Source organism: Scytonema sp. NUACC21 (assembly GCF_054684315.1).
Genome location: NZ_BAAFZH010000084.1, coordinates 65,890 through 86,691, shown reverse-complemented (window position 1 = coordinate 86,691; position 20,802 = coordinate 65,890). Strand labels below are relative to the sequence as shown.

At 42.9% G+C, this 20,802-nt stretch carries 18 protein-coding genes and 2 pseudogenes; 10 read left to right on the top strand and 10 right to left on the bottom strand.

Annotation, left to right across the window (positions count from 1 at the left end; genetic code table 11):
* The first annotated feature begins 101 nt into the window (after positions 1-101).
* From ACYRY3_RS20340 to ACYRY3_RS20330, 3 genes are all read left to right on the top strand, one after another.
* Entirely contained in the window at positions 102-536 is a 435-nt protein-coding gene (locus ACYRY3_RS20340; RefSeq protein WP_460203433.1) for a hypothetical protein, read from the top strand.
* A gap of 160 nt (positions 537-696) precedes the next feature.
* Positions 697-1,176, top strand: a complete 480-nt coding sequence (locus ACYRY3_RS20335; protein ID WP_460203432.1) for a GNAT family N-acetyltransferase — start codon at positions 697-699, stop codon at positions 1,174-1,176.
* A 300-nt stretch (positions 1,177-1,476) separates the two neighbouring features.
* The gene (locus ACYRY3_RS20330; protein ID WP_460203431.1) at positions 1,477-1,950 is read left to right on the top strand and encodes a hypothetical protein; all 474 of its coding nucleotides are present in this window, start codon (positions 1,477-1,479) and stop codon (positions 1,948-1,950) included.
* A 289-nt stretch (positions 1,951-2,239) separates the two neighbouring features.
* On the opposite strand, the gene ACYRY3_RS20325 is transcribed toward ACYRY3_RS20330, so the two are convergent.
* Positions 2,240-4,003 (bottom strand): Rieske (2Fe-2S) protein, encoded by a 1,764-nt coding sequence (locus ACYRY3_RS20325; RefSeq protein ID WP_460203430.1) that lies wholly within the window; start codon positions 4,001-4,003, stop codon positions 2,240-2,242.
* 166 nt (positions 4,004-4,169) lie between these two features.
* On the opposite strand from ACYRY3_RS20325, the gene ACYRY3_RS20320 reads away from it, so the two are divergent.
* Positions 4,170-4,823, top strand: coding sequence for a helix-turn-helix transcriptional regulator (locus ACYRY3_RS20320; protein ID WP_460203429.1), 654 nt, complete (start codon positions 4,170-4,172; stop codon positions 4,821-4,823).
* Positions 4,824-4,864: 41 nt separating this feature from the next.
* On the opposite strand, the gene ACYRY3_RS20315 is transcribed toward ACYRY3_RS20320, so the two are convergent.
* The 4 genes and pseudogenes from ACYRY3_RS20315 to ACYRY3_RS20300 all read right to left on the bottom strand — a co-directional run bounded on the left by ACYRY3_RS20315 (position 4,865) and on the right by ACYRY3_RS20300 (position 8,819).
* Positions 4,865-5,056 (bottom strand): hypothetical protein, encoded by a 192-nt coding sequence (locus ACYRY3_RS20315; RefSeq protein ID WP_460203428.1) that lies wholly within the window; start codon positions 5,054-5,056, stop codon positions 4,865-4,867.
* A 307-nt stretch (positions 5,057-5,363) separates the two neighbouring features.
* A pseudogene (locus ACYRY3_RS20310) lies at positions 5,364-6,203 on the bottom strand (FecCD family ABC transporter permease); the annotation flags it as partial.
* Positions 6,200-7,231, bottom strand: a complete 1,032-nt coding sequence (locus ACYRY3_RS20305) for a FecCD family ABC transporter permease (RefSeq protein ID WP_460203461.1) — start codon at positions 7,229-7,231, stop codon at positions 6,200-6,202. The gene ACYRY3_RS20305 and the pseudogene ACYRY3_RS20310, both read right to left, overlap by 4 nt.
* 16 nt (positions 7,232-7,247) lie before the next feature.
* Complete coding sequence (locus ACYRY3_RS20300) at positions 7,248-8,819, bottom strand: energy transducer TonB (RefSeq protein ID WP_460203427.1); 1,572 nt, start codon at positions 8,817-8,819, stop codon at positions 7,248-7,250.
* Between the two features lie 296 nt (positions 8,820-9,115).
* Between ACYRY3_RS20300 and ACYRY3_RS20295 the strand changes: the two genes are divergently transcribed.
* Both ACYRY3_RS20295 and ACYRY3_RS20290 read left to right on the top strand, forming a co-directional pair.
* Positions 9,116-9,769, top strand: a complete 654-nt coding sequence (locus ACYRY3_RS20295) for a MotA/TolQ/ExbB proton channel family protein (RefSeq protein ID WP_460203426.1) — start codon at positions 9,116-9,118, stop codon at positions 9,767-9,769.
* Complete coding sequence (locus tag ACYRY3_RS20290) at positions 9,753-10,154, top strand: ExbD/TolR family protein (protein ID WP_460203425.1); 402 nt, start codon at positions 9,753-9,755, stop codon at positions 10,152-10,154. The genes ACYRY3_RS20295 and ACYRY3_RS20290 overlap by 17 nt, the downstream gene beginning before the upstream one ends.
* Before the next feature lie 71 nt (positions 10,155-10,225).
* On the opposite strand, the gene ACYRY3_RS20285 is transcribed toward ACYRY3_RS20290, so the two are convergent.
* Positions 10,226-10,384, bottom strand: a complete 159-nt coding sequence (locus tag ACYRY3_RS20285; protein WP_460203424.1) for a hypothetical protein — start codon at positions 10,382-10,384, stop codon at positions 10,226-10,228.
* Between the two features lie 488 nt (positions 10,385-10,872).
* Here ACYRY3_RS20285 and cpdA point away from each other — a divergent pair, with 488 nt between their 5' ends.
* The gene (gene cpdA, locus ACYRY3_RS20280) at positions 10,873-11,670 is read left to right on the top strand and encodes a 3',5'-cyclic-AMP phosphodiesterase (RefSeq protein ID WP_460203423.1); all 798 of its coding nucleotides are present in this window, start codon (positions 10,873-10,875) and stop codon (positions 11,668-11,670) included.
* 142 nt (positions 11,671-11,812) lie between these two features.
* Here the strand turns inward: cpdA and ACYRY3_RS20275 are convergent, their stop codons facing one another.
* On the bottom strand, positions 11,813-12,415 hold the full coding sequence (locus ACYRY3_RS20275; RefSeq protein WP_460203422.1) for a CpcT/CpeT family chromophore lyase: 603 nt from the start codon (positions 12,413-12,415) through the stop codon (positions 11,813-11,815).
* 218 nt (positions 12,416-12,633) lie between these two features.
* Here ACYRY3_RS20275 and ACYRY3_RS20270 point away from each other — a divergent pair, with 218 nt between their 5' ends.
* Together ACYRY3_RS20270 and ACYRY3_RS20265 are read left to right on the top strand one after the other, a co-directional pair.
* Positions 12,634-13,866 (top strand): tetratricopeptide repeat protein, encoded by a 1,233-nt coding sequence (locus ACYRY3_RS20270; protein ID WP_460203421.1) that lies wholly within the window; start codon positions 12,634-12,636, stop codon positions 13,864-13,866.
* A gap of 358 nt (positions 13,867-14,224) precedes the next feature.
* On the top strand, positions 14,225-14,956 hold the full coding sequence (locus tag ACYRY3_RS20265; RefSeq protein WP_460203420.1) for an SH3 domain-containing protein: 732 nt from the start codon (positions 14,225-14,227) through the stop codon (positions 14,954-14,956).
* Between the two features lie 22 nt (positions 14,957-14,978).
* Here the strand turns inward: ACYRY3_RS20265 and ACYRY3_RS20260 are convergent, their stop codons facing one another.
* From ACYRY3_RS20260 to ACYRY3_RS20250, 3 genes are all read right to left on the bottom strand, one after another.
* Positions 14,979-16,538, bottom strand: coding sequence for a flavin-containing monooxygenase (locus ACYRY3_RS20260; RefSeq protein WP_460203419.1), 1,560 nt, complete (start codon positions 16,536-16,538; stop codon positions 14,979-14,981).
* A gap of 220 nt (positions 16,539-16,758) precedes the next feature.
* Positions 16,759-18,036 carry a glycosyltransferase gene (locus tag ACYRY3_RS20255; RefSeq protein ID WP_460203418.1) on the bottom strand — a complete coding sequence of 426 codons (1,278 nt, stop codon included), beginning with the start codon at positions 18,034-18,036 and terminating at the stop codon, positions 16,759-16,761.
* Between the two features lies 1 nt (position 18,037).
* Positions 18,038-19,042, bottom strand: coding sequence for a glycosyltransferase family 2 protein (locus ACYRY3_RS20250; RefSeq protein WP_460203417.1), 1,005 nt, complete (start codon positions 19,040-19,042; stop codon positions 18,038-18,040).
* Here ACYRY3_RS20250 and ACYRY3_RS20245 point away from each other — a divergent pair.
* Positions 18,954-20,777: pseudogene (locus ACYRY3_RS20245) on the top strand (adenylate/guanylate cyclase domain-containing protein); the annotation flags it as partial. The gene ACYRY3_RS20250 and the pseudogene ACYRY3_RS20245 overlap by 89 nt on opposite strands.
* Positions 20,778-20,802: the final 25 nt, after the last annotated feature.

Below are 20,802 nucleotides of genomic sequence, written 5' to 3'. Positions count from 1 at the left end.
TTACCAATAAAGATGCGATAGCTTCGCTACAGCATAGCAGCAGATCGCATAATTTCACTTGTAAAGACGCGATTAGCTAGTCAAATTCTCAATCTTCTCCTATGAATGTTCCTCCTACAGAATCAGTACCAAATCCTGAGGACTCTGAGCGCCAACTACCTTCAGGGAACACCGAGCCTAACCAGGGTTTTTCCCCTCCTGTTGACAAGAATGCTGATATGGGTGAAAAAGTTGCCGCAGAAACAGCACTTAGGGTAGCAGCAAAGCGCTTCATAGCGAGTAATTCAGCAGTCATCAAGTCCAGTTTAACGACCTATAACGAGGCTCGACAACAACTATCAATGCCTATAGAGTCAGACCATCAGTTTTTTAATACTCCAGTTAGGGTAATAGAAATTGTCGGGACTTTTAAAAGGAGAAATCATCAACGCTCCCAGAAAAAAGTAATAACATCTACTCCAACTTTTACAAAAGGTTACATTATTTTAAGGGCAGCAGATGGTTTGCTGCTATTTTCACACTTTTTTAAGGAGTAACTACTAATAGGTTTGTATGCCCTACGGATTTGCCATTTTTTCCCAAAATACTTAGATTTTGAAAAAAGTTCTTTCCTGCATTCTCTACATAAACGTAAGCAAAAACCAAACCTTTTTCTGGTAGTATGAATGTAACATAAAATAACCACATAATACCTCTATGCGAATCAAACCATACGAAGATAGCCAACTTGATGCCATCAAAAGTCTTTCGCTTCGAGCATGGAGCCCGGTCTTTGATTCGATTGAAAAAGCAATAGATATTGAAGTGTACCGCTCGTTCTATCCTGATGGTTGGCGTGTAAGCCAGCTTCATGCTGTCGAATCCGTCTGTACGTCCGCAGACATGAAGGTGTGGGTTGCTATCGACTCTGATTCAACTGTGGGCTTCGTAGCCGTGAAACTCCACGAACAGAGTAGTATGGGAGAAATCTACATGATTGCCGTCGATCCAGATTATCAACGTCAAGGCATTGGAACCGCTCTCGCAGAGTTCGCTCTTGATTGGATGAAAGCGGCTGGTATGTCTGTTGCTATGGTTGATACAGGATGCGACCCCGGTCATGCACCAGCACGTTGTACCTATGAAAAGGTGGGTTTCAGGTTGTTACCAGTCGCCAGGTACTTTAAGAAGCTGTAACAGGCATTGAGACGTAAGGAGCTTGAGAAAGAAATAATAAGCTTTTATTCAAAAATACTGAAATAACTTGACATGCATCTACCATAGGTTATAGTTCAATACGGTTCAGATAAGACCAGAACCCTGATTGAGAACACAATATAGAGATGCGCCATAGCGTAGAGACGCCCCATGACGTAGAGACGTGCCATGGCGCGTCTCTACAGCGTGATTATTTACACATCAGCCTTAACTGAACCGTATTGGGTTATAGTTTGTCTGGCTGATTCTCCATTTAGTCTAAAGTAAGGAGTTTCGATCGTGAGCGATAAACCAAAGCAACAACCATTAAGCTTCATTGCACCAATTAAGGGTGCGGACGATTCATCAGTACAAGAAAACTATCAAAAACTAAGTGCATTAATAGCAAGGGTTGATGCAACAGGTCTTAATAATGTAGGCACAGTGCATTTTGGAAATTTTATATTTCTTGAGCCAGCCACTGGAAACGATGGTAATCAGTATTATAAGAAGTTCGCACTCTTTACCTTCTATGATGGAACTTTTGAACAGTATGTTAAGGACTTCGTGACAAAAGTTGGTGACACATTCAATGCCTTACTAGAATATTTAGGCGATGTTCCTGAAGATTTGGTTCCGGTTCAACAAAGCCCTCAAGAGTTTGCTGAATATGTCAAAAAATACGATCAACCAGTAGCTAAATGGTATAGTGCTTATCCTAATAAGATAGTGAAGGACATTACTAACCCAGTTGAAGGGGTAAGTCAACCTTAAGGAGTGAGACTAGTTTTTTATATTCACGGGCAAAGTGATGGCTTCTTCCCTGTCAAGTCGCTTCGCCCCAATTCGTAATTCGGTGCCCTCAAGGAATGATATCATGTTCGACTCATTACTTACGATACACAAATTCTACCCCACCCCGAAGTTCGCTCAACTCTGGGAACCCCCGCACGCGACTTCTCTGGGCCTAACGGCACCCTCCCCTTATTAAGGTCTGGGTTAGGGAGGGGTATTTTTATTACAAGTGTTTAACCGAACATGATATGATTTGGAAGTTCCTAACTTAACTACCCTCAAACAGACGATCGCCCCTGTGCAATCGATAAGCCATTTGATAAGTTTGAGCTTGCGATCGCATTGTAGGCGAGTGTGCTGCCAAATACCTAGCAGCGGCAACAAGTACGTGAATACCTGCAGGGTTTTGACCTAACAAAGAATACTGTCGGAAAGCCGCTTCTATTTGCTGAATGACGTGAAAATCTCGGTTTTCTCGCAGCATCAGTTTACCCAGCATTGCCATCAAACGTTCTGGTTTGCCCCCACCGTATAAGTACCGAGCAACTAACCGACCAACTTCATTGACTTGCTGTTGCCGATCTAGTAATTCCGGCAGTTGCTCGAGCAATTCCTCTGGATTTTCGACAGAGTCTTTTGGTTCGGGAAGTCGGGCTGGCGGGACATTTAAAAAACGATTGAGATACACGCTCATTGCAGCATCAAACACGCCTCGAAGTAACTCCAAAGAGCGGACTCGTCGCAACCCCTGATGAACGGCATTGGCAAAGGTAAAGGGATGGTGGGCTGTATCCCAATCTCCAAAATCATTGTTGGTATTAAAGCGGGCAACACGAAGAGCTGCAGTGTAAGTGACAATACTTGCTAATTGTTCCTCCGTGCAACCCTCTCGTAAGGCAGTTAACAAAGCATCAGCTATTGCTTGAGCATCCTCACCCAGTAAAATAGGAACTAACTGTCCTTGACCAGACCAATTGCCCTGATGGGATTGTCCTTCCTGCAAAGCAGCTGGCAATTGCTCAAATGCAGATTCTAGAATTCCCACGAGATCCACTGGATAGCGCCAAGAATTTGACTCTTCCATGCGGGAGGCATTTGCCAAACCAGAAACCAAACTGGCAAGAACTTTCTCCGCCCCCTGCCAATCTACAGCATCGAGGGCTTCCAACGCCTTATTAATAAAGTCGAGTGTGTGACCGACATCAATATAGCGATGGTCAGTGGCAGCGGTAAATAACATATCTGCAATCTGCTTTCTATCAGCAACCATCCGAATTGCAGATACCAAGCAACGTTCTGCCGCTTCACTGTCCCGCCGTTCAATAAACTGGCAGAACCAGTTTTTGAGGGTACTCAAATCAACAGTGGAATTGGGCAATGGATGAACTACAAAGTGAGGCGGCGCACCTCCACTATCACGGGCTACTGCTGAAAGACCTTGATACAGGGCAAGGGGTCGGTCTTCTGCGTCTAAGTAGGGCAACAAGTTCATCATGCAGGTGTGCATGGTTAAGCCTGTACTCCAACCCTCTTTGTTGTAACGGGTGCCAAATTCCAAACCAACTTGAAATGGTTCCGTGGCATCGGTTGCCATATCTAGTAAGGCGATGACAGATTTGGCGATGACAAGGGAAATTCCTTGCTCCAATCCATCCTGAAGTCGTTGGCGTTGATGAACATAGGGGTCAACTTGGGAAGTCAAATTCACCCATACCTCCCCATCTCGGATTTCTACAGGGAAGGCGCGGACATCATCTGCCCAAGAATCGAATGTTCCCCCGCTAGCTAAGTCAAAACGAGCATAGTGCCAAGGGCAAGTTACGATTCCATCTTTGCAAGTACTACCGTTTAGGGGAAAACCCATGTGGGGACAACGGTTGTCTATGGCATAAATTTTATTGTCTGAGTAGAAAAGGGCGATCGCGTGCTTTTCTATATGAACCACCATACTACCTGCGGCTTGAACATCGGCAACAGATACAGCACGGACATAATAGTTCTTATCTATTGCAGTATCAGAAGTTTGTGTCATAAGTCTTTTGCATTAAATGAACAAAATCTCGTCCGCTACTTTATAAAGTATTTTCTTTATAAAGTATATTAGTTGTTTTTGGCTAAATTTGTAAAGTATTTTCTTTATAAAATTGAGTTTCAAAGAATGGCTTGACTTTGTAAAGGGTTTTCTTTAGTTTGTTATTATGAAGAGTGAATTACCCAATAAATCAGCGACTATCCGTACACGTCGGGCTATTTTGAAACTCCTAAAGCAAGAGGGACCGATGGACGCTCTTGCTTTAGCCTCCCACTTGAAGGTGACAGCAATGGCAGTACGCCAGCACCTATACGCTTTGCAGGAAGAAAGCCTAGTGACCTACCATGAGGAACAGCGATCGATGGGACGACCTGCAAAACTGTGGCAATTAACCTCAGCTGCCAATCATCTGTTTCCAGAGGGCTATGCAGAGTTAACCCTAAGCCTGCTTCATGCCATGATAGAAGCATTTGGGGAAGAAGGGCTTGAGCGTTTACTGGAAATTAAAACTCGCCAGCAAATTGTAGAGTACCAAGCAAAATTGCCCGGTGATGGGTCTCTTCAGCAGCGAGTAGAAGCATTAGCTGCAAAACGGACTGATGAAGGATACATGGCTGAAGTTCAACCAGAGGAAGATGGTTCGTTTTTACTCATTGAAAATCATTGTCCTATTTGTGCTGCTGCAACTGCTTGTACGGGGCTTTGTCGCAAGGAACTAGAAACGTTTCAAACTGTTTTGGGACAGAACACCGTTGTTGAAAGAACCGAGCATATTGTTGCAGGTGGGCGGCGCTGCGTCTACCGGGTTAGTTCGCCATGACGAAAAGTTAACGCCGACTCCTAGCCAGAATCCGCTAAATTCTATATTTTCAAACGTTGTTCAAAGAATGCACAACCTTCGACATAGGCAAGAGTTAGCAAAGCAACTTCATCATCATTACGCGAAGAAGCAATTTTTAGCTGGTGCCGATAAAACTCCTCAAGTTCAAGTAAATCAACAAACGGACTCGGTACACCTTTATATTTGCCACCAGTAGAGATAGCGAAAGCCATCTTGACCTTGGCGATCGTCAAATTCGCGTTTCATATGGTAAAATACAATATCCTTACTACTACCATCAGGGTCAGACAAATGCACCCTCAAATAGCGTAGATACATCTATCGGTTGTAGCACTGAGTTATATCGGTACCAAATACTGCGCCTTCTGCCCATTCAAACGGTGACGCTATCTTGTAAGTCTACCCTAACAGGAAACTAATTATAAGTTACTTGGATAAATTAACCTCCATACGCCATTTTGACATCATTTAGAAGGTTTAAACCATACGGTGCTATAAAAATCACAGGTTTATCTGGCCAATTAACCCAACAAAACTAATTGTTCCTGCCGTTGCCACTGCCGCACCAGAAAGCGCTGCACTAATTAATAATAAGAAACTGCGTTGCCATTCGACTTGACTCCCCAATCCTTTTGCGATTTCGTCTCCTAAAGCTAAAGCATTTAACTGTGGTGCTTTTACTAAGGCTAAAGGAATAAATACTATCACCCAAGGTAAAAACGAAAAAACCTGTTCCCAACTCCTTCCGTAGACACTTCCTGCCAACCAAACTAAAGCCTGACTGACATCATCAATATTTCCAAATGTTATTAACAAGCTAGTAAAAGCACTTGTTACCGCAGCAATTGCCACACCAATTAATATCAAACGAATAGGATGGCTTCCGTTATCCCAAGCCAGTAGGTAAATTAGTAAAGAAGCTGCTAAAGCACCAAGAAAAGCCGACAAAGGTAAAACTCCCACCCCAACATTGGGAAATAGTACAATTAGACTTACAGCTGCAAGACCAGCCCCAGCATTAATGCCAATAATACCGGGGTCAGCCAGCCCGTTGCGGGTGATTCCTTGCATTATTGTTCCAGAAATTGCTAATGCCATACCGACAAGACAAGCAGTTATAATTCTTGGCAGTCGCAGTGTATTAATCACAAAAGCGTAATCGGGATTTCCCGTGTCTATTCCCAATACTGTTTGAATCACAACTAATGGTGGTGTGGGATATTCCCCAAAGGAAGTAGCAATCACCATTACTGCCAAAGTTATTGTTATCAGAATGAATAGAACAATGGGAACACGCCTTTGAAAACGGAAGGATACACCAAGCTTGTTGGAACGGAAAACAAATGAATGGCTCTTCATTTCTTCACCTTAGTTTTGGCTAAATAAACGAAGAACGGCGAACCCACTAAAGCTGTCATAACCCCGACAGGAACTTCTTGCGGTTGAATCACCAATCTAGCAGCGACATCTGATGCTAAAAGTAGCATAGCTCCAAATAAGGCACTATATGGAATAAGCCAGCGATAATCTACCCCAACGAGCAAGCGAGCAATATAGGGGACTACCAAACCAATAAGTCCAATTGACCCTGCGGCTGCAACTGAACTACCTGCTAACAATAAGACACCGATCGCAGCAGTTATTTTTACCCATAAAGTTTCTTGACCTAACCCTCTAGCAACATCTTCCCCTAAGTTCAAGATAGTTATTTGCCTTGCCAAGACAAGTGCTAATATCATTCCAATGCAAATATATGGCAAGATTTGCCAAATAATAGTTTCATCAGTACCCGCCAAAGAACCAGCCAACCAAAAGCGGATTTCTTCCAAAGTGCGTTGACTGACAATTAGTATACCTGTTGTGAGTGAAGCCAGAAAAGCGCTAACAGCTGCACCCGCAATGGTAAGATTGAGCGGGGTGATACCACTACGACCAAGAGATGCGAAAATATAGACACTTACAACCGTGACGCCAGCACCTATTAATGCATACCAAATATAAACACTTGGCGAAGACGCACCAAAGGCAAAAATCGCAATCACAACAGCAAACGCAGCACCAGCGTTGATGCCCAAGATACCTGGGTCAGCTAATGGGTTTCGAGTGATACCTTGCATTATCGCACCAGCTGTAGACATTGCCGCACCCACTATTATTGCCAGGAGCGATCGCGGTAGCCTAATAGTGCGGATAATCAAGTGCTCTCTAGAACCGTCAAAACTTGTGAATGCAGAATAAATCTTTTCTAAAGGAATATTGGCAGCGCCAAGGGTAACGCTGAATACCAGACATAGCACAAGAATCAGCAATCCCAACATCAAGCCACTAAGGGGTAGCGCTTCCTTTGCAATAAATCTTTTGGTTGTAGAAGTGGCTGGTTTGCTCATCATACGTTAATGATTTTTAGTTACCACCAGCATCTGAAGGAACGACCTGAGATGGCTGTGATGGCTCTTCTTGAGAACGACGTAAACTATCGCGTAAGTTATTCTCACTGTTAGATGTGTCTGGCTCCAGTGTCCGTTGGCGGCGTGGAGATTCTTCTGTATTACTTGGGCTGGAAGATGGTGTTTTTTCTAACTGCTGAGTGGCATTTTCTGGCTGTTGTGAGGGTAAAGTCGGTGATGTTGGTAAAGTTGGTGAACTCGTTGAAGCCGGAGAATCTGGTATCATTGTGCGCCGCCTGCGTCCCGGAGTTGCCTCAGTTTCACTAGCTGCTGCAGCTTCAGCCTCGCGTTTTTTCTTTTCTGCTTCTGCTTGTCTTTGTCTGCGGGCTTCTTCTCTTTCCCTTTGACGCTTCAAGGCTTCTCGATTTTGTCGCGATCCTGGCTTGGTGAAATTAGCTATCAACTGTACATTCTGTTTTCCAGCGGCTGCGGCATTTAATTTAAATTTTCTGGCTTGACTCACCAGTGCTTCATCCAGTTCCCTATGACCGCTAGGACGAGTCAATTGGATATTAATGACATTTCCATTTTGATCCACATCGAAGGTGATACCCGGTCTACCTTCAATACCCTGCCTTTCTGCCCTTTGTGGATATTTGAGGTCGCATTTAATGCAGTCCACGAAATCGAATTTCGTCACTGCTGGTCTTGGTCTGGGAGCTGTTGCAACTTGTGTTCCACTACCTGTACCACTGCCAATGCCGCTACCAGTGCCACTGCCAATGCCCGAACCTCTACCACTGCCAATGCCCGAACCTCTACCACTGCCAATGCCGCTACCGATACCGGAACCACTTCCACTACCAATACCTGTACCTGTGCCTGTACCACTGCCACCGCCACTGCCAGTAGCTACAGTGCCACTCCCCGAGCCAGTGGCAACAGGGATACCACCGCCACCGCCACCACCACCGCCACCACCGCTTTGAGGGACTTTAGATTCTCTTATCCCTCTTAAAGTCTGCTTCAAGTTTTCATCAGACTGCGCTAAGGGAGCAGGTAATGGTGTATTCTGTATATTTGTTGGTTCAGTAACTTCCGGTTTGAGTTTTTGGATTGGCTTTTCTACTGGTGCGGTGATAATTTTTTGAGGCTTCACCTCTAGCTTTCGCGGTACGACCACAGTCTGCCTGGGTTGTATTGGTTGTTCAGGATTCACCTCTGGTTTTGGTAACACGGGGTCTACAGGGGGAGGCTCCACTGGTTTGATTTGTTCAACTGATTGGGTTTTGATTGTATCTACAACTTCCTGTTTGGGTACTTGTGGTAGCTTCTCCAAAGGAGGCTTTACTTGTTCTTTAGTCGTTTCTACGGGCTTGGCTTTTTCTAGAGCAGGTGCGTCTTCAAGAACCATGACTTCTATAGGTTCATCTTTAATTTCTGGAGAGCTTATTAAAAGATTGACTATACCAGAAGCCAAAACACCAATGTGCAGTCCTAATGAGCCAACTAGACTAAAAATGAGAAAAGTTTTAAGAGCCTTTAACTCTCTTTCACGCTGCTTTAGAGCTGTACCAGAAAAGCTCATAGCTTGTTGCCACCCATTATCAGTAACTAGTGAACATTAAAACATTTAGAAACAAATGTCAATCAAACAACAAAGATAATTATTTAGGGATTTTTAAGGAAAATATGGCTAAAAGGCATTATTTGTTGGATTTTTAGCAAAAAATCCCAGCTAAAAAAATCATGAATTTCAGATTTTACTACCACTTGCCGTTTGACATGGATTGTCATTTCTTTTAATTTATATTGAGAACTTCTATCAGCTTTGTCCCCTAATCTGGTAGTCTGATCAAAATCTAGAGGCTTAAGAGACAGCACATGGGAATTCAAAATCTGTTTGCGGCAGGCGGTGTGGTGATGTGGCCCCTGCTGGCATTTTCGGTTCTAGGAGTGGCTTTAATTATTGAACGCGTGAGATTTTGGGTCATGGTTAATACCCGACAAAGCCGCGTGGTCAAGGAAGTCTTGAACCTTTATCGTCTGGACAATGTCGTTGGTGCAATAGATAAATTGCGGAAAAATGCAGATTTACCAATGGCACGCATTTTTCTTACTGCTCTAGAGTTAGAGGAACCAACACCAGACGAATTTCGTTTGGCTTTAGAAAGTGAAGCACAAGCCGAGATACCTTTGCTTAAGCGCTTTCAGAATATTTTCGATACTATCATCTCTCTGGCACCCCTGTTAGGGCTTCTTGGAACTGTTTTAGGGCTCATTGTCTCTTTTGCCTCTCTCAATCTTGGTGATGTGGGAGGAACTAAAACAGCAGGAGTAACGGCTGGTATCAGTGAAGCATTGGTTTCTACTGCGTCGGGATTAATTGTTGCTATTTTTACACTTCTATTTTCCAATACTTTTAGAGGTCTCTATCAACGGCAAATAGCACTCATTCAGGAGTATGGTGGTCAGTTGGAGTTACTTTATCGCCGTCGCTACGAACGGGGAGGAAAAACCTATGCGTCTGCAAGATGAACCGGATATTCCAGCGCAAATTAACATCGTACCAATGATAGATGTGATCTTTGCGATTTTGACATTTTTCATTATGTCAACGCTGTTTTTAACGCGATCGCAAGGTTTGCCAGTAAATTTACCTAAAGCTGCAACCGGACAAGCCGAACGTCCCGCACAATTCACAGTAACAATCAATAAGGCGGGTCAGGTATTTCTGGACAAGCAGGAGATTGTTTTGGAACAGTTAGAGAGTGCAGTGAGACAAAAAGTTCAGCCAGAACAGCAGGTGATGGTTGTATTAAACGCCGATGAAGGGGTCAATCACGGTCAAGTTGTGGCAGTGATGGATCGGGTACGGCGAGTAGAGGGTGCAAAATTAGCAATAGCTACACAAAAGCCATAAGTAGATCGTGGTTAGTGGTTGGTGGTTAGTCGTAAAAAATAACCGCTTCACATTTGTTTACATAGTTGAGTTTATTTTCGTCGGTGTACTGATGAGAAAATTCCGGCAATAGCGTTACCAGCCCTTTGCTTTTTCGCAGGCTGGGTTTCAGATATTTGGCTATACAGCAGTCCTAAACGATTGATAAAAGCTAAGAGACCCGGTTCTTTAAACTGGGTTTCTTTTTGCATATCGCAATTTTCACAAATTACATATTTCCTTTCTGCAATACACGTTGGAGGGCTTTCAACCGTATGCCTGTCGGCAAGCTACGCTAACGCCCCTACATTGTGTCGATCTGCCCAGAGGGCAGGAGCGAAGCTATCGCGCTGTATGTGATTCAAGTGAGAAGCGCTATATTTTTGCCTTCTCAAATAAAATCGATTACACTTTTCTTTAATCTTTTTTGCATTCATAAGAATTTTTAATATAGTATTTTAGAATAAGTAAAAAAATAAATCATTTCAATGATTAGTATAATTAAAAAATTGTTTTGCGTGGATTACGGATAAAAAAAGAGGAGATATAAGTTATGGAAAGCTTATAGAATCGAGAACAGAATAATTTAAAAAATATATGATATTTACCTGAGATCGGACTAAATAGAGCAACTTTAGTTACAATTTGTTATCCTCATGAAGGAAACTAGCATATAAAGCCTAAACTGTTATCAGCAACAATGAATCCAGTTTTTCCCGTGTCAATCGCACAGGTGTCAGATATGCACCTGTTTGCAGATGAGAATGAACGATTGCTTGGAATGCCAACGACTTTATCTTTTCAAGCAGCAATTCAGCAGTTGAAGAAACTGCAATCTGAACTTGATTTACTACTACTTACCGGAGATTTGTCTGGGGACGGTAGTCTTGAATCTTATGAAACAGTGCAAAACCTGTTGCGTCCACTGGAAGTACCAACTTACTGGTTACCAGGAAATCATGACTGTGCGATGGCAATGGAACAGGTTCTCAATTTGGGTTTAGTTTCTCGGCGCAAGTCTTTCGAGCGTGGGGGATGGAATTTTGTTCTACTTAACTCCACTGTACCTGGATGTGTCCACGGTTATTTGCCAGCAGGAACTTTGGATTGGTTAGACCTCCAATTAAAAATGATAGCTCATAAGCCTACGCTATTAGCCTTACACCATCCACCTTTCCAGGTGAATTCTTATTGGCTAGATACCAGCACCCTACAAAATTCGCAAGAATTGTTTGCTGTACTTGACCGTCACCCACAAGTGAAGTTGGTTTTGTTTGGACACATACATCAGGAATTTCATCAGCAACGCAAGGAAGTCCATTACTTGGGAACTCCCTCAACTTCCATACAATTTGCGCCAGGAAGCACAAAGTTTGCCCTTGACCAAAAACCACCTGGATTCCGTTTGCTAAAACTTTATCCAGATGGAACTTGGGAGTCGTCGGTTGAACGATTTCCTTTTTCCTACAAGCTGGACTTGGCAGCAACAGGGTATTAAATAAGGATGAAGGATAAAGGATAAAGTATGAAAAATAGGTTGATAGATGGATTTTATATTTTAGATTTTGGATTATGAAGCGGTTTACCCACCCTTTAAAGAAGGTGGGCAATAACCGCTTTGTGACTATTTGTTGTATCCGTTACCCATTGGTTGCCAACTTCACTTCATCAGCAAAACTAGCCCAGCGAACAAAATGAAATGGTCCTGCGACAGACCCCCAAATATGCTCATCGGTTTCCGGGTCGCGTCCGCGATCGCGACTGATGAATTTTGCTTCATCAATTTCAAAGTTACTATCAAGGTAAGTTTTTTGCCCTTTACGGTAGACAATGCACGCTTTTCCTGGTTCTACCTTGCCTTGAAAGCTGTGACCTGTCCACTCTACAATCATGTTGCAACCTGGCAGTTTTTCCAAATCACCAGCTTTTAGGGTTTGGAGGCGTTCGAGATTGCGGGACGCCCCGTAGAAGTTTTTTTCTTCTTTCACAGAATAGTTTTCGATTTCAATGTGGTCCCCTGCGTCGATCAACTTTAAGACTCGAACGCGGTAGGGAACATCCAGCAGATAATCATAGGCTTGTTCGACAAAAAAACTAACCCCAGATAAAACGGATAGGGGAAGAGGGCGCATACACACGCGAATATGGGCAAAAAAAGGCGGATTTTCAAAAGCTTGTTCTTGATTGCTGAAATCAGCTGCCATCCACCGGGCTAAAGTGGCAATATGTGTAGAATTCGTCATTATGTCAACTTTGAATTTTAGACTTTGGATTGCAAAAATTTAGCTTTAGAGCTTGACAAAACAAAAATCCTGTATAAAGTATTGTAAAACTGTAGTTACTCTTTTTTTCAGGAGAATTTTTTGCTGACCAACGTCAAAGTCTCATAGCTTACGGCTACAGTTAGCAATTAAGAACTAGCTATTAGCCATTCCCGATGCAACTCAAAGGTACAACAGCCATGTTACGGCGCTTAGGTCTTACTTTAACTGCAACTGCTACATTATTTATTTTCTGTAGTTCGTTGACGTTGGCGGCAAGTAAAAAGCCTCAACTGCCAGATAAATTCCCCCCAAATCCCCTAGAAATTAACACGCCAGACCCCCTGCGTCCGCGTTCCCCGAAGGACAAACGACCTCTCAGCCCGGAAGAACGCCAGCAGTTAGAGGCATCCTTGGATGAGTTGAATCAGCAAGCTGCGGCTAAAATGCAAGCAAGGGATGAGATAGGAGCATTCGATATTTGGAATCGGGAACTGCGCTTGCGTCGCTTTTTAGGACCGTTGGCTGAAGTAGAGGCACTGTCACGAGTGGGAGCGATCGCATGGAATGCAAACAATCGCCAAGAAGTACAGTATATTACACAGCGATTGCAAACCGTTCAAAAACAATCACAAACTCAAAACACTGCCGATTTACAATTTTTGCAAGCTCTAGGTCAAGCTTACCAGCAAGTACGTTCTCCTAAATTGGCATTGGCAGTTTACGACCAAATTTTAGCATCGGTACGACAGCTTGGAGATGCCGCAGCAGAGGTTGAGACTCTCAAGACCATTGGGCAAACCCATTTAAGCTGGTTTGATTATCCATCCGCCGGCGGGACTTATGAGAAATTACTTGCTTTAGCTTCTTCTCAAGGCGATCGCATTAACGAGATAGCATACTTAAAGCAGCTAGCATACATTTACGACCAAGCAAAACAACCTGAAAACTCCTTAAGAGTACGCAATCAGCTAGCAAAAATTTACCAAAGCGAGAATAACTTCGCCCAGTTACCAGATTTGAAGCAGGAAATTGCCTCAAATTACGAAGCCCTAGCAAAGGATAATCCCGGTTTACTTCAGGAAGCATTCGCGAACTACCAAGTGGCGTATATGACTGCTTGGGAGTTACAGCAGTACGTTCGTGCTGGAGAGATTTTGCGGAAGTTAATTGCCCTTTACCGTTCTCAGGGTCAAATCCAGGAAGCGTTGCAGGCAAGCCAAATTCTAGTGCAAGCAGAAGAATTATCTGCCAATTCTTATGGTTTGATGACTGCTTATGACCAAATTGGGCAAATTCACGTGCAACGTAAGGACTATCCGCAAGCACTCAAAGCCTTTCAAAAAGGGCTGGAGATTGCTCAACAACTCAAGCACGATGAAGAATACTTTACCGAGCAGATTCAACAAGTTTCCGGGCAAAGTACTAAGTAAGAAAAAATGTAACTAGTAAGGGTCGTTCTTAGTCATTTGTCATTGATAAGGGTTTCAGATGCATTTACATTTTGTAACGTAATTTTGTTGATTCCCGCCCACTTACTTAAGTAAAAAGTCAAGAGGCTTGGATTTTGGGATTTCTAATATTGGTCAGATACCCAACTTATCGTAAGAAGTCGGGTATCTTGCAGCGCTTCATCTTGATAGCGATCGCCACCCATTCATCATTTAAAACGTCAATATTTATGTTACCTCCAAACTTAACTTATATATTTCCGCAAATGCTATGAAATTCCATTTTCTGAAGTTTAAAAGTATTGTGCCGCTAATGCTGTTATTAGTGGGCTGTCAGAGCATGACAAATCGCTTCCTTGTAGGTCACACTGCAAACCTGTTTCTGTTTGGCACGAGCCAACCAACAGACAACACAGTTTATCAACCAAAATTTACTGCACAAGCCATGTCCTACCCTCGTCGTCCTTTTAAACTGCGCGATCGAGTTCCTTCTAGCAGTTCCTTCTACCAGTTTCGCGAGCGTTTAAAGCAGGCAATTCGCGAGCGCGATGCTAAATTTATTCGTGCGATCGCAGATCCAAAGATTAAAATTACCTTTGGATCTCCAATCCCTTTTAGTTCACTCAGATTTGACAATCCCAACTCACTTTCCTGGACGCGATTGGAGCGAATCATCAGTATTGGCTGTACCCCTTATGAAGCGCCACCGGGAGTTAAGATAAATGCCTACCAATGCCCGCATGTGTCTCAAGCCTCCTTAGGCGATCCTTTTAGCGATGTTTACATCGTGGGTGAAAATATTAATGTTCGCGCACAACCGCGCAATGATAGCCAAGTCATTGGAGTTTTATCGGATGAAGTTGTTAAATCCAATCCGACTGGATTTTCTCGTCTGACTCAACAGCAACAGCAGGAACAACAAACCTTTGACGGCTGGCAACCGATTATCACTCCTGCGGGTCAACAAGGCTACATTTCAAGCCGTTATGCCTACTATCCTGCGGGATATCGTGCTCGGTTTGAAAACAAGCAGGGGCAGTGGAAAATGACGGTTTTTATTACAGGAGATTAGTCTATCTCAAGCAAGGAGAATCTCAAGTCGGAATTGCAAGCGGATGCAGAGGTGTTGTCCGGCTTGTTTTATTGCGGTTATATTCTTCAAAGACATTTTTGTAGTCAGAGCAATTGTATCTCTCAAAAATCTCCGCAAAAATATTGGGCATTTTTCTGTAGCTCGAGACCTCTAAATCTTGAAGCAAGATGTCTATGTATTTCTGGCAACGGACGTTAACCCCACATCCACGTGCGGGTTCAAAGTGTATATATGCATTCTTCCATTGTCGGACTTCTTCAATGTCTTGCTCCATCTTTTCAACCGAGGGCAATTCAAGCTCGCCTTCTAGATAAGCGCTAAGCCAAAGTGTGCTAATTTCGACGGCAGGTACGTGTAAAAACCCATGATTGAAACCTACAAAAGCAAGATTGGGAATTCTTGGGTGGATTAAGTGTCGGTACAGTTGTACCCCATCCTTTTGAACCTCCAGCAGATGTCGATATTTTTCGGGCAGAAAGGGAAAAACTGGAGTCTGCGAACCTAGAGATAATACAACAACATCGCAGTGGATTTCCTCCCCCTGCTCCAACTTTATCGTTTCCCGAGAAAAACCGGACAATTGTGCATGATGTGGTTGTATCCGACCCTCAGCCACAAATCTATAATAAGCATCTGGTGCTATAGCGGTAGCCGCACGCAAGTCAGGAACTAAAGAATGTGTTGGTTGTATGGCTTTTAATCTACTTGCAGCAGATTGACCTTTACCAAAACCGATACGTTGAATTTGTAATCGCAAAATAAACTCAATTAGGCTCCAAAAACCGGAGACAATGAAATTGAGACGGGTATGGAGGAAGCGCTCTGCTATGGTTGGATGTGCCCAACTTGGAATCATAGCAGAATTTATCCGATTGAACAAAGCATAAGTGTAGTGGAAACCCAAAATCTTTTGTGGCACTAGCCATCTGGGTGTACGAAATACGTGGTGTATTTGCTGACCACGCTGCGCCGCAAACACAGCCATGTCGATAGCGCTCTTCCCAAATCCTACGACTGCAACGTGCTTGTCATTGAAAATGTCGAGGGATTTGATATCTAGAGCTGTAACAACTTTACCGATGAATTCTGCTTCTCCCGGAAATGTTGGACGATGTTTTTTCTGGGTATAATGACCTACGGCAACCAAAACATATTCAAATGTCTCTTCGTGACAACCGTCGTTGTTTTGGAACCGCACTCGCCAACCATCCTCTTGTTCTTCAAGTGCAAAAACTTCGTGTTTGAGGCGAACATCAATCTGAAATGTATTGACTGCCGCACGCAAATATTGTACAACTTGTAACGCTGTCGGGTTGAAATCTGGTGTAAAAGGCCAAGGAAAGTCGGATATGTGATATTGTGAACTGATGTTCTGAAGGCGAACTTTGGGGTACGCTTCAGTCCATACACCACCAATTTCTGTAGACCTCTCAAAAACAACAGTTTCATATCCATTCTTTTTGAGTACGTGCGCTGCTGCAATTCCTGATATGCCAGCACCGATAACCGCAATTCTTCTATTTTTTTTAAAACCATTATAGTTCTCCACTATTTTTTCCATATCCTAAAAACTTTGCTAGAACGTTGGTACAGTAATCCCACGCAATTCAGTCGGTTGGTATGAAAAAAGGTAAGTGGAGAAGGTCGTCCTCAGTTACTTGTCATCTGTTATCAGGTTTTCTGGAGTATTTACATTTTTTCATAAAATTAGGGCTCGCACAAGAATTGTGTCAGCCCCTTTGGTCGTGCTAAACCGAAATTGTGATTCCTGTACTGACGCTTTAACTAACGAATGAAGAAGGTTGTGCGTCCAGTGTCTTCGATGCTCGAATAACCTCGTATAGTTTTGTCTCAAACTTTTTCATGCATACTGACCAATCAAATTCAAGTACCGAAAGGCGGGCATTTTGAGACATCTCTTCTTTGAGGTTGGGATTTTGAAGAATTGTGATGATTTTGTCAGCTAAATCATGTGGATTATTAGCTTCAGCTAGGAAGCCATTGTAACCGGGTATAATTTGCTCTGAGGTAGAGGTGGCAACAGCAGCGATCGCAGGGGTTCCTGAGGCGAGTGCTTCGTTATTTGCCGTACAAAAGTTTTCAGTAGTTGAGGGGTTTACAAATAAATCGGCACGAGCATACAAACCCAAAAGTTCTGTTCCATGAGACTCACCCCAGACAGTCACACCAGATTTGAACTTTTCTGCTTGTTGGCGAAATTCCTCTTCTTGGGGACCCCTACCAACAACAATCAAATGAACATCGGCAATTCTAGCAGCAATTATGGCATAGGCTTCTAGAAGTTGAAAAACATTCTTTTCTGCGGTAATGCGCCCGACAAACAGGAGGGTTGGTCTACGATCGTCAGGAATAGGGTCGTAACAGATGTTTGTCGGATTAAATTTTTGACAGTCAATTCCTTGAAAGGGGAGATATTGGCTGCGTTGAGATTTTAGCTGTTGATACTTGGCAAGTTGTTCGCGAGAAGGAAAGAAATTGAAATCGTAAACTTCACTGAACTGCTTCACTAAGAAAGGAAGGATAGGACGAATCAAGCTGAATACGCGATCGCCCAAGTAATATCGTATATAAGCAATGATATCAGTATGGAAAAGAGAAACGATTGGGGTACCCGTGCGGTTTGCATAGTCACTTCCAATTGGGCGACCGTAACCTTGTAAATAAAGTGAGTAAAACCCTCTCATTTGCGGTGCTTCTTCAACCACTATAATGTCTGGTTGAAACTCTTCCATTAACTTCGTATCACTCCAATGGCGATAGTGTAATGGTTGGGGAAGAGACTTATAAAATATCAGTGGCTGCGTTGGAAAAGCATAGGAGGAAAAATTTGGGAAAGGCTTTAACTCATCCAGCCCAGGCATGGGACGATTGCCAATATATTCGGGATAGCAATCGTTAATTTGAGGGTGAATGAGAAAAACTTCATGCCCTTTCTGTAATAACCACCGAACTCGTTGGTGTACGGCTACAGAAACACCAGTTAAAAACGGTGCATACAAACTTGTAAAAATTGCAATCCGAAGAGGTTGGTTGTTCATTTTAGATAGAAACTTTTTTATCGTCAGAATTATCTAATCCTTGATAAGCACGGTATTCCAGTAAACGAACATCCCAAGGACTTTTAATCAAATACGTAACACCGCGCCAGTTGACTTTTCGCATCCACAAGGAAAACATCATAGCTAATCCATATACCCACTGTGTCAGCGGAATTGTCACCAACATTTTGATAACTGTGACAGCTGACAACTGTGTTCCCTGCTGATAGTGCTTGCGAAGAATTTGCTGTACTTCTTTCTCTAAGGTTATTACCAGCAACAGTAATGTCGCTGTATAACTACCAAAGGCAGCAAAGCATACAGCTGCGATATTCAATTGTTTTGTCCATAACGCTGTCAGACACAGCACCAAAACCACATTGGGTAACAGTATAGTTAAGAAGGAGTCAGCAACGACAGCCCACCACCAAGGGTGGTAAAGACGAGAAGTTAGCAGCTGACGCTTGAGCCATCCAAATAACCTAGGTAAATCGCACTCCTCACGATTGAGAATTAACAGAGAAGGCACAAATTTGACCTGCATCCCATGTGTTGCCAGGACGCTGTGAATCATAGTATCTTCGCTGTAGGCTTGCCCCCATTTTTCTAATAGCCCTATTTGATGGATCGTTTCTGTTTTGAGAGCTAAAGTTCCACCCCAAGCAATCCGGTAAAGGGACATTTGTAGAACTGCAGATATGTTCCATATATAACGCACCAACGATCCCCAATACTTACCTGTGGGTAAGTACCAACGATTACCTGTTGTTGCTCCAATTTTAGGATGGGATAAAGGGCTGACCAATTCACGCAACCAATCTTGATGGACGACTGCATCAGCATCTATAAAAGCAACAACTTTGTAGGAATCATCCAAATCCGAGACAGCTTGAATTAAAGAACTGCATTTAAGACTGCTTTTAATGCAGGCAGACCGCAGTACGTTGTTTTTATATCGGAAAGAGATGGGGGAATTGTGGACTAAGGTCGCAGCGGCTGATGGCAAAACTATGATGGAAATTCGTATGCCTGCTAATAAAGGTATTGCTGGCTATGTAGCATCTACTGGTGAAGCCTTAAATATTCCTGATGCCTACAAAGATCCGCGTTTCGATCCAAGTACAGATCGGAAAACGGGTTATGTGACTCGTAATATTTTATGTTTGCCAGTGTTTAATTCTGCTAATGAATTGATTGGTGTTACACAGTTAATTAACAAGCAACAAAGCAGTTTTACCGCTTCTGATGAAGAATTTATGCGAGCTTTTAATATTCAAGCAGGAATTGCTCTAGAAAATGCTCGTTTGTTTGAAAATGTATTGCTAGAAAAACAGTATCAAAAAGATATTTTGCAAAGTCTTTCTGATGCCGTAATATCTACGGATATGGAAGGAAGAATTGTTACTATTAATGATGCAGCTCTAGAATTGTTGGGTTGTCCTTTGGGAGAACCAAACGGTAAAAATACTAAGAATCTTTGGGAACAGAATTTAACTGGTCGTTTAGTCTGGGAAGTTGTACCTATTGAAAATTTGCAACACAGGTTGCAAGATAGCCTGAAATATGGTGCAAGACATTATGTACCAGAACAAAGCTTAACAGTAGGTTTGTATGCGGATACATCCCACACAACTTCTTTACAGGAACCACTTATCTACATTTTGGTTATACCGGAACGCAGCAACCCACACATTTTTATTCCCTGGAATCAATCTCTCGCGCCGTCTTCTTCTTTCCTCCACGAATCCAAAGTCAAGAAAATCGATCGCAGCATTAATCTTACGGTCAACCCCCTGACGAATCCAGAAGGTGGAGTTCGAGGTGGTTTGGTGGTTTTAGAAGATATTAGCCAAGAAAAAAGAATGAAAACTACCATGTACCGCTACTTAACTCCCCGTGTAGCAGAACAAGTTATGGCACTTGGAGACGACGCCTTAATGGTGGGCGAACGCAAGGAAGTCACTATCTTATTCTCTGATATCAGAGGTTACACTACGTTAACAGAAAATTTAGGAGCCGCTGAAGTAGTCTCCCTACTGAATCAGTATTTTGAAACGATGGTTGAGGCGGTTTTTAATCACGAAGGGACTTTGGATAAATTTATTGGTGATGCTTTAATGGCAGTGTTTGGTGCGCCGCTTCCACTTACAGACAATCATGCTTGGAGGGCGGTTCAATCAGCTTTGGAAATGCGGCAAAGACTGGCAGAATTCAATAGACGGCGTATTATCCAAGAACAGCCGCAAATCCATATTGGTATCGGAATTAGTTCTGGGGAAGTCGTTTCTGGTAATATTGGTTCTCAAAAACGGATGGATTACACTGCTATCGGAGATGGCGTAAACTTGAGTTCTCGCTTGGAAGGAGTGACTAAGGAATATGGTTGTGACATCATTTTAAGTGAATTTACTTATCAACTATGTGGAGATCGCATCTGGGTACGCGAATTAGACAAGATTAGGGTCAAAGGAAAACATCAAGCAGTTTATATTTACGAATTGATCGGCGATCGCAGTATTGCTTTAGATGATAATACTCAAGAGTTTTTGTCCTTTTACCAACAAGGACGCACTGCTTACAAGGAACGGGCGTTTCAAAAAGCAATTGAGTTATTTAAAGTTGCTCAAAAAATCCGACCTAGAGATCAAGCTGTTGAGATCCATCTAGAACGTGCTCGTAATTACCTGAATCACCCTCCTGGTGAATTTTGGGATGGGGTTTGGACAATGATAACTAAGTAAAGACAAAGGAGTTAAGAAAGCAAAA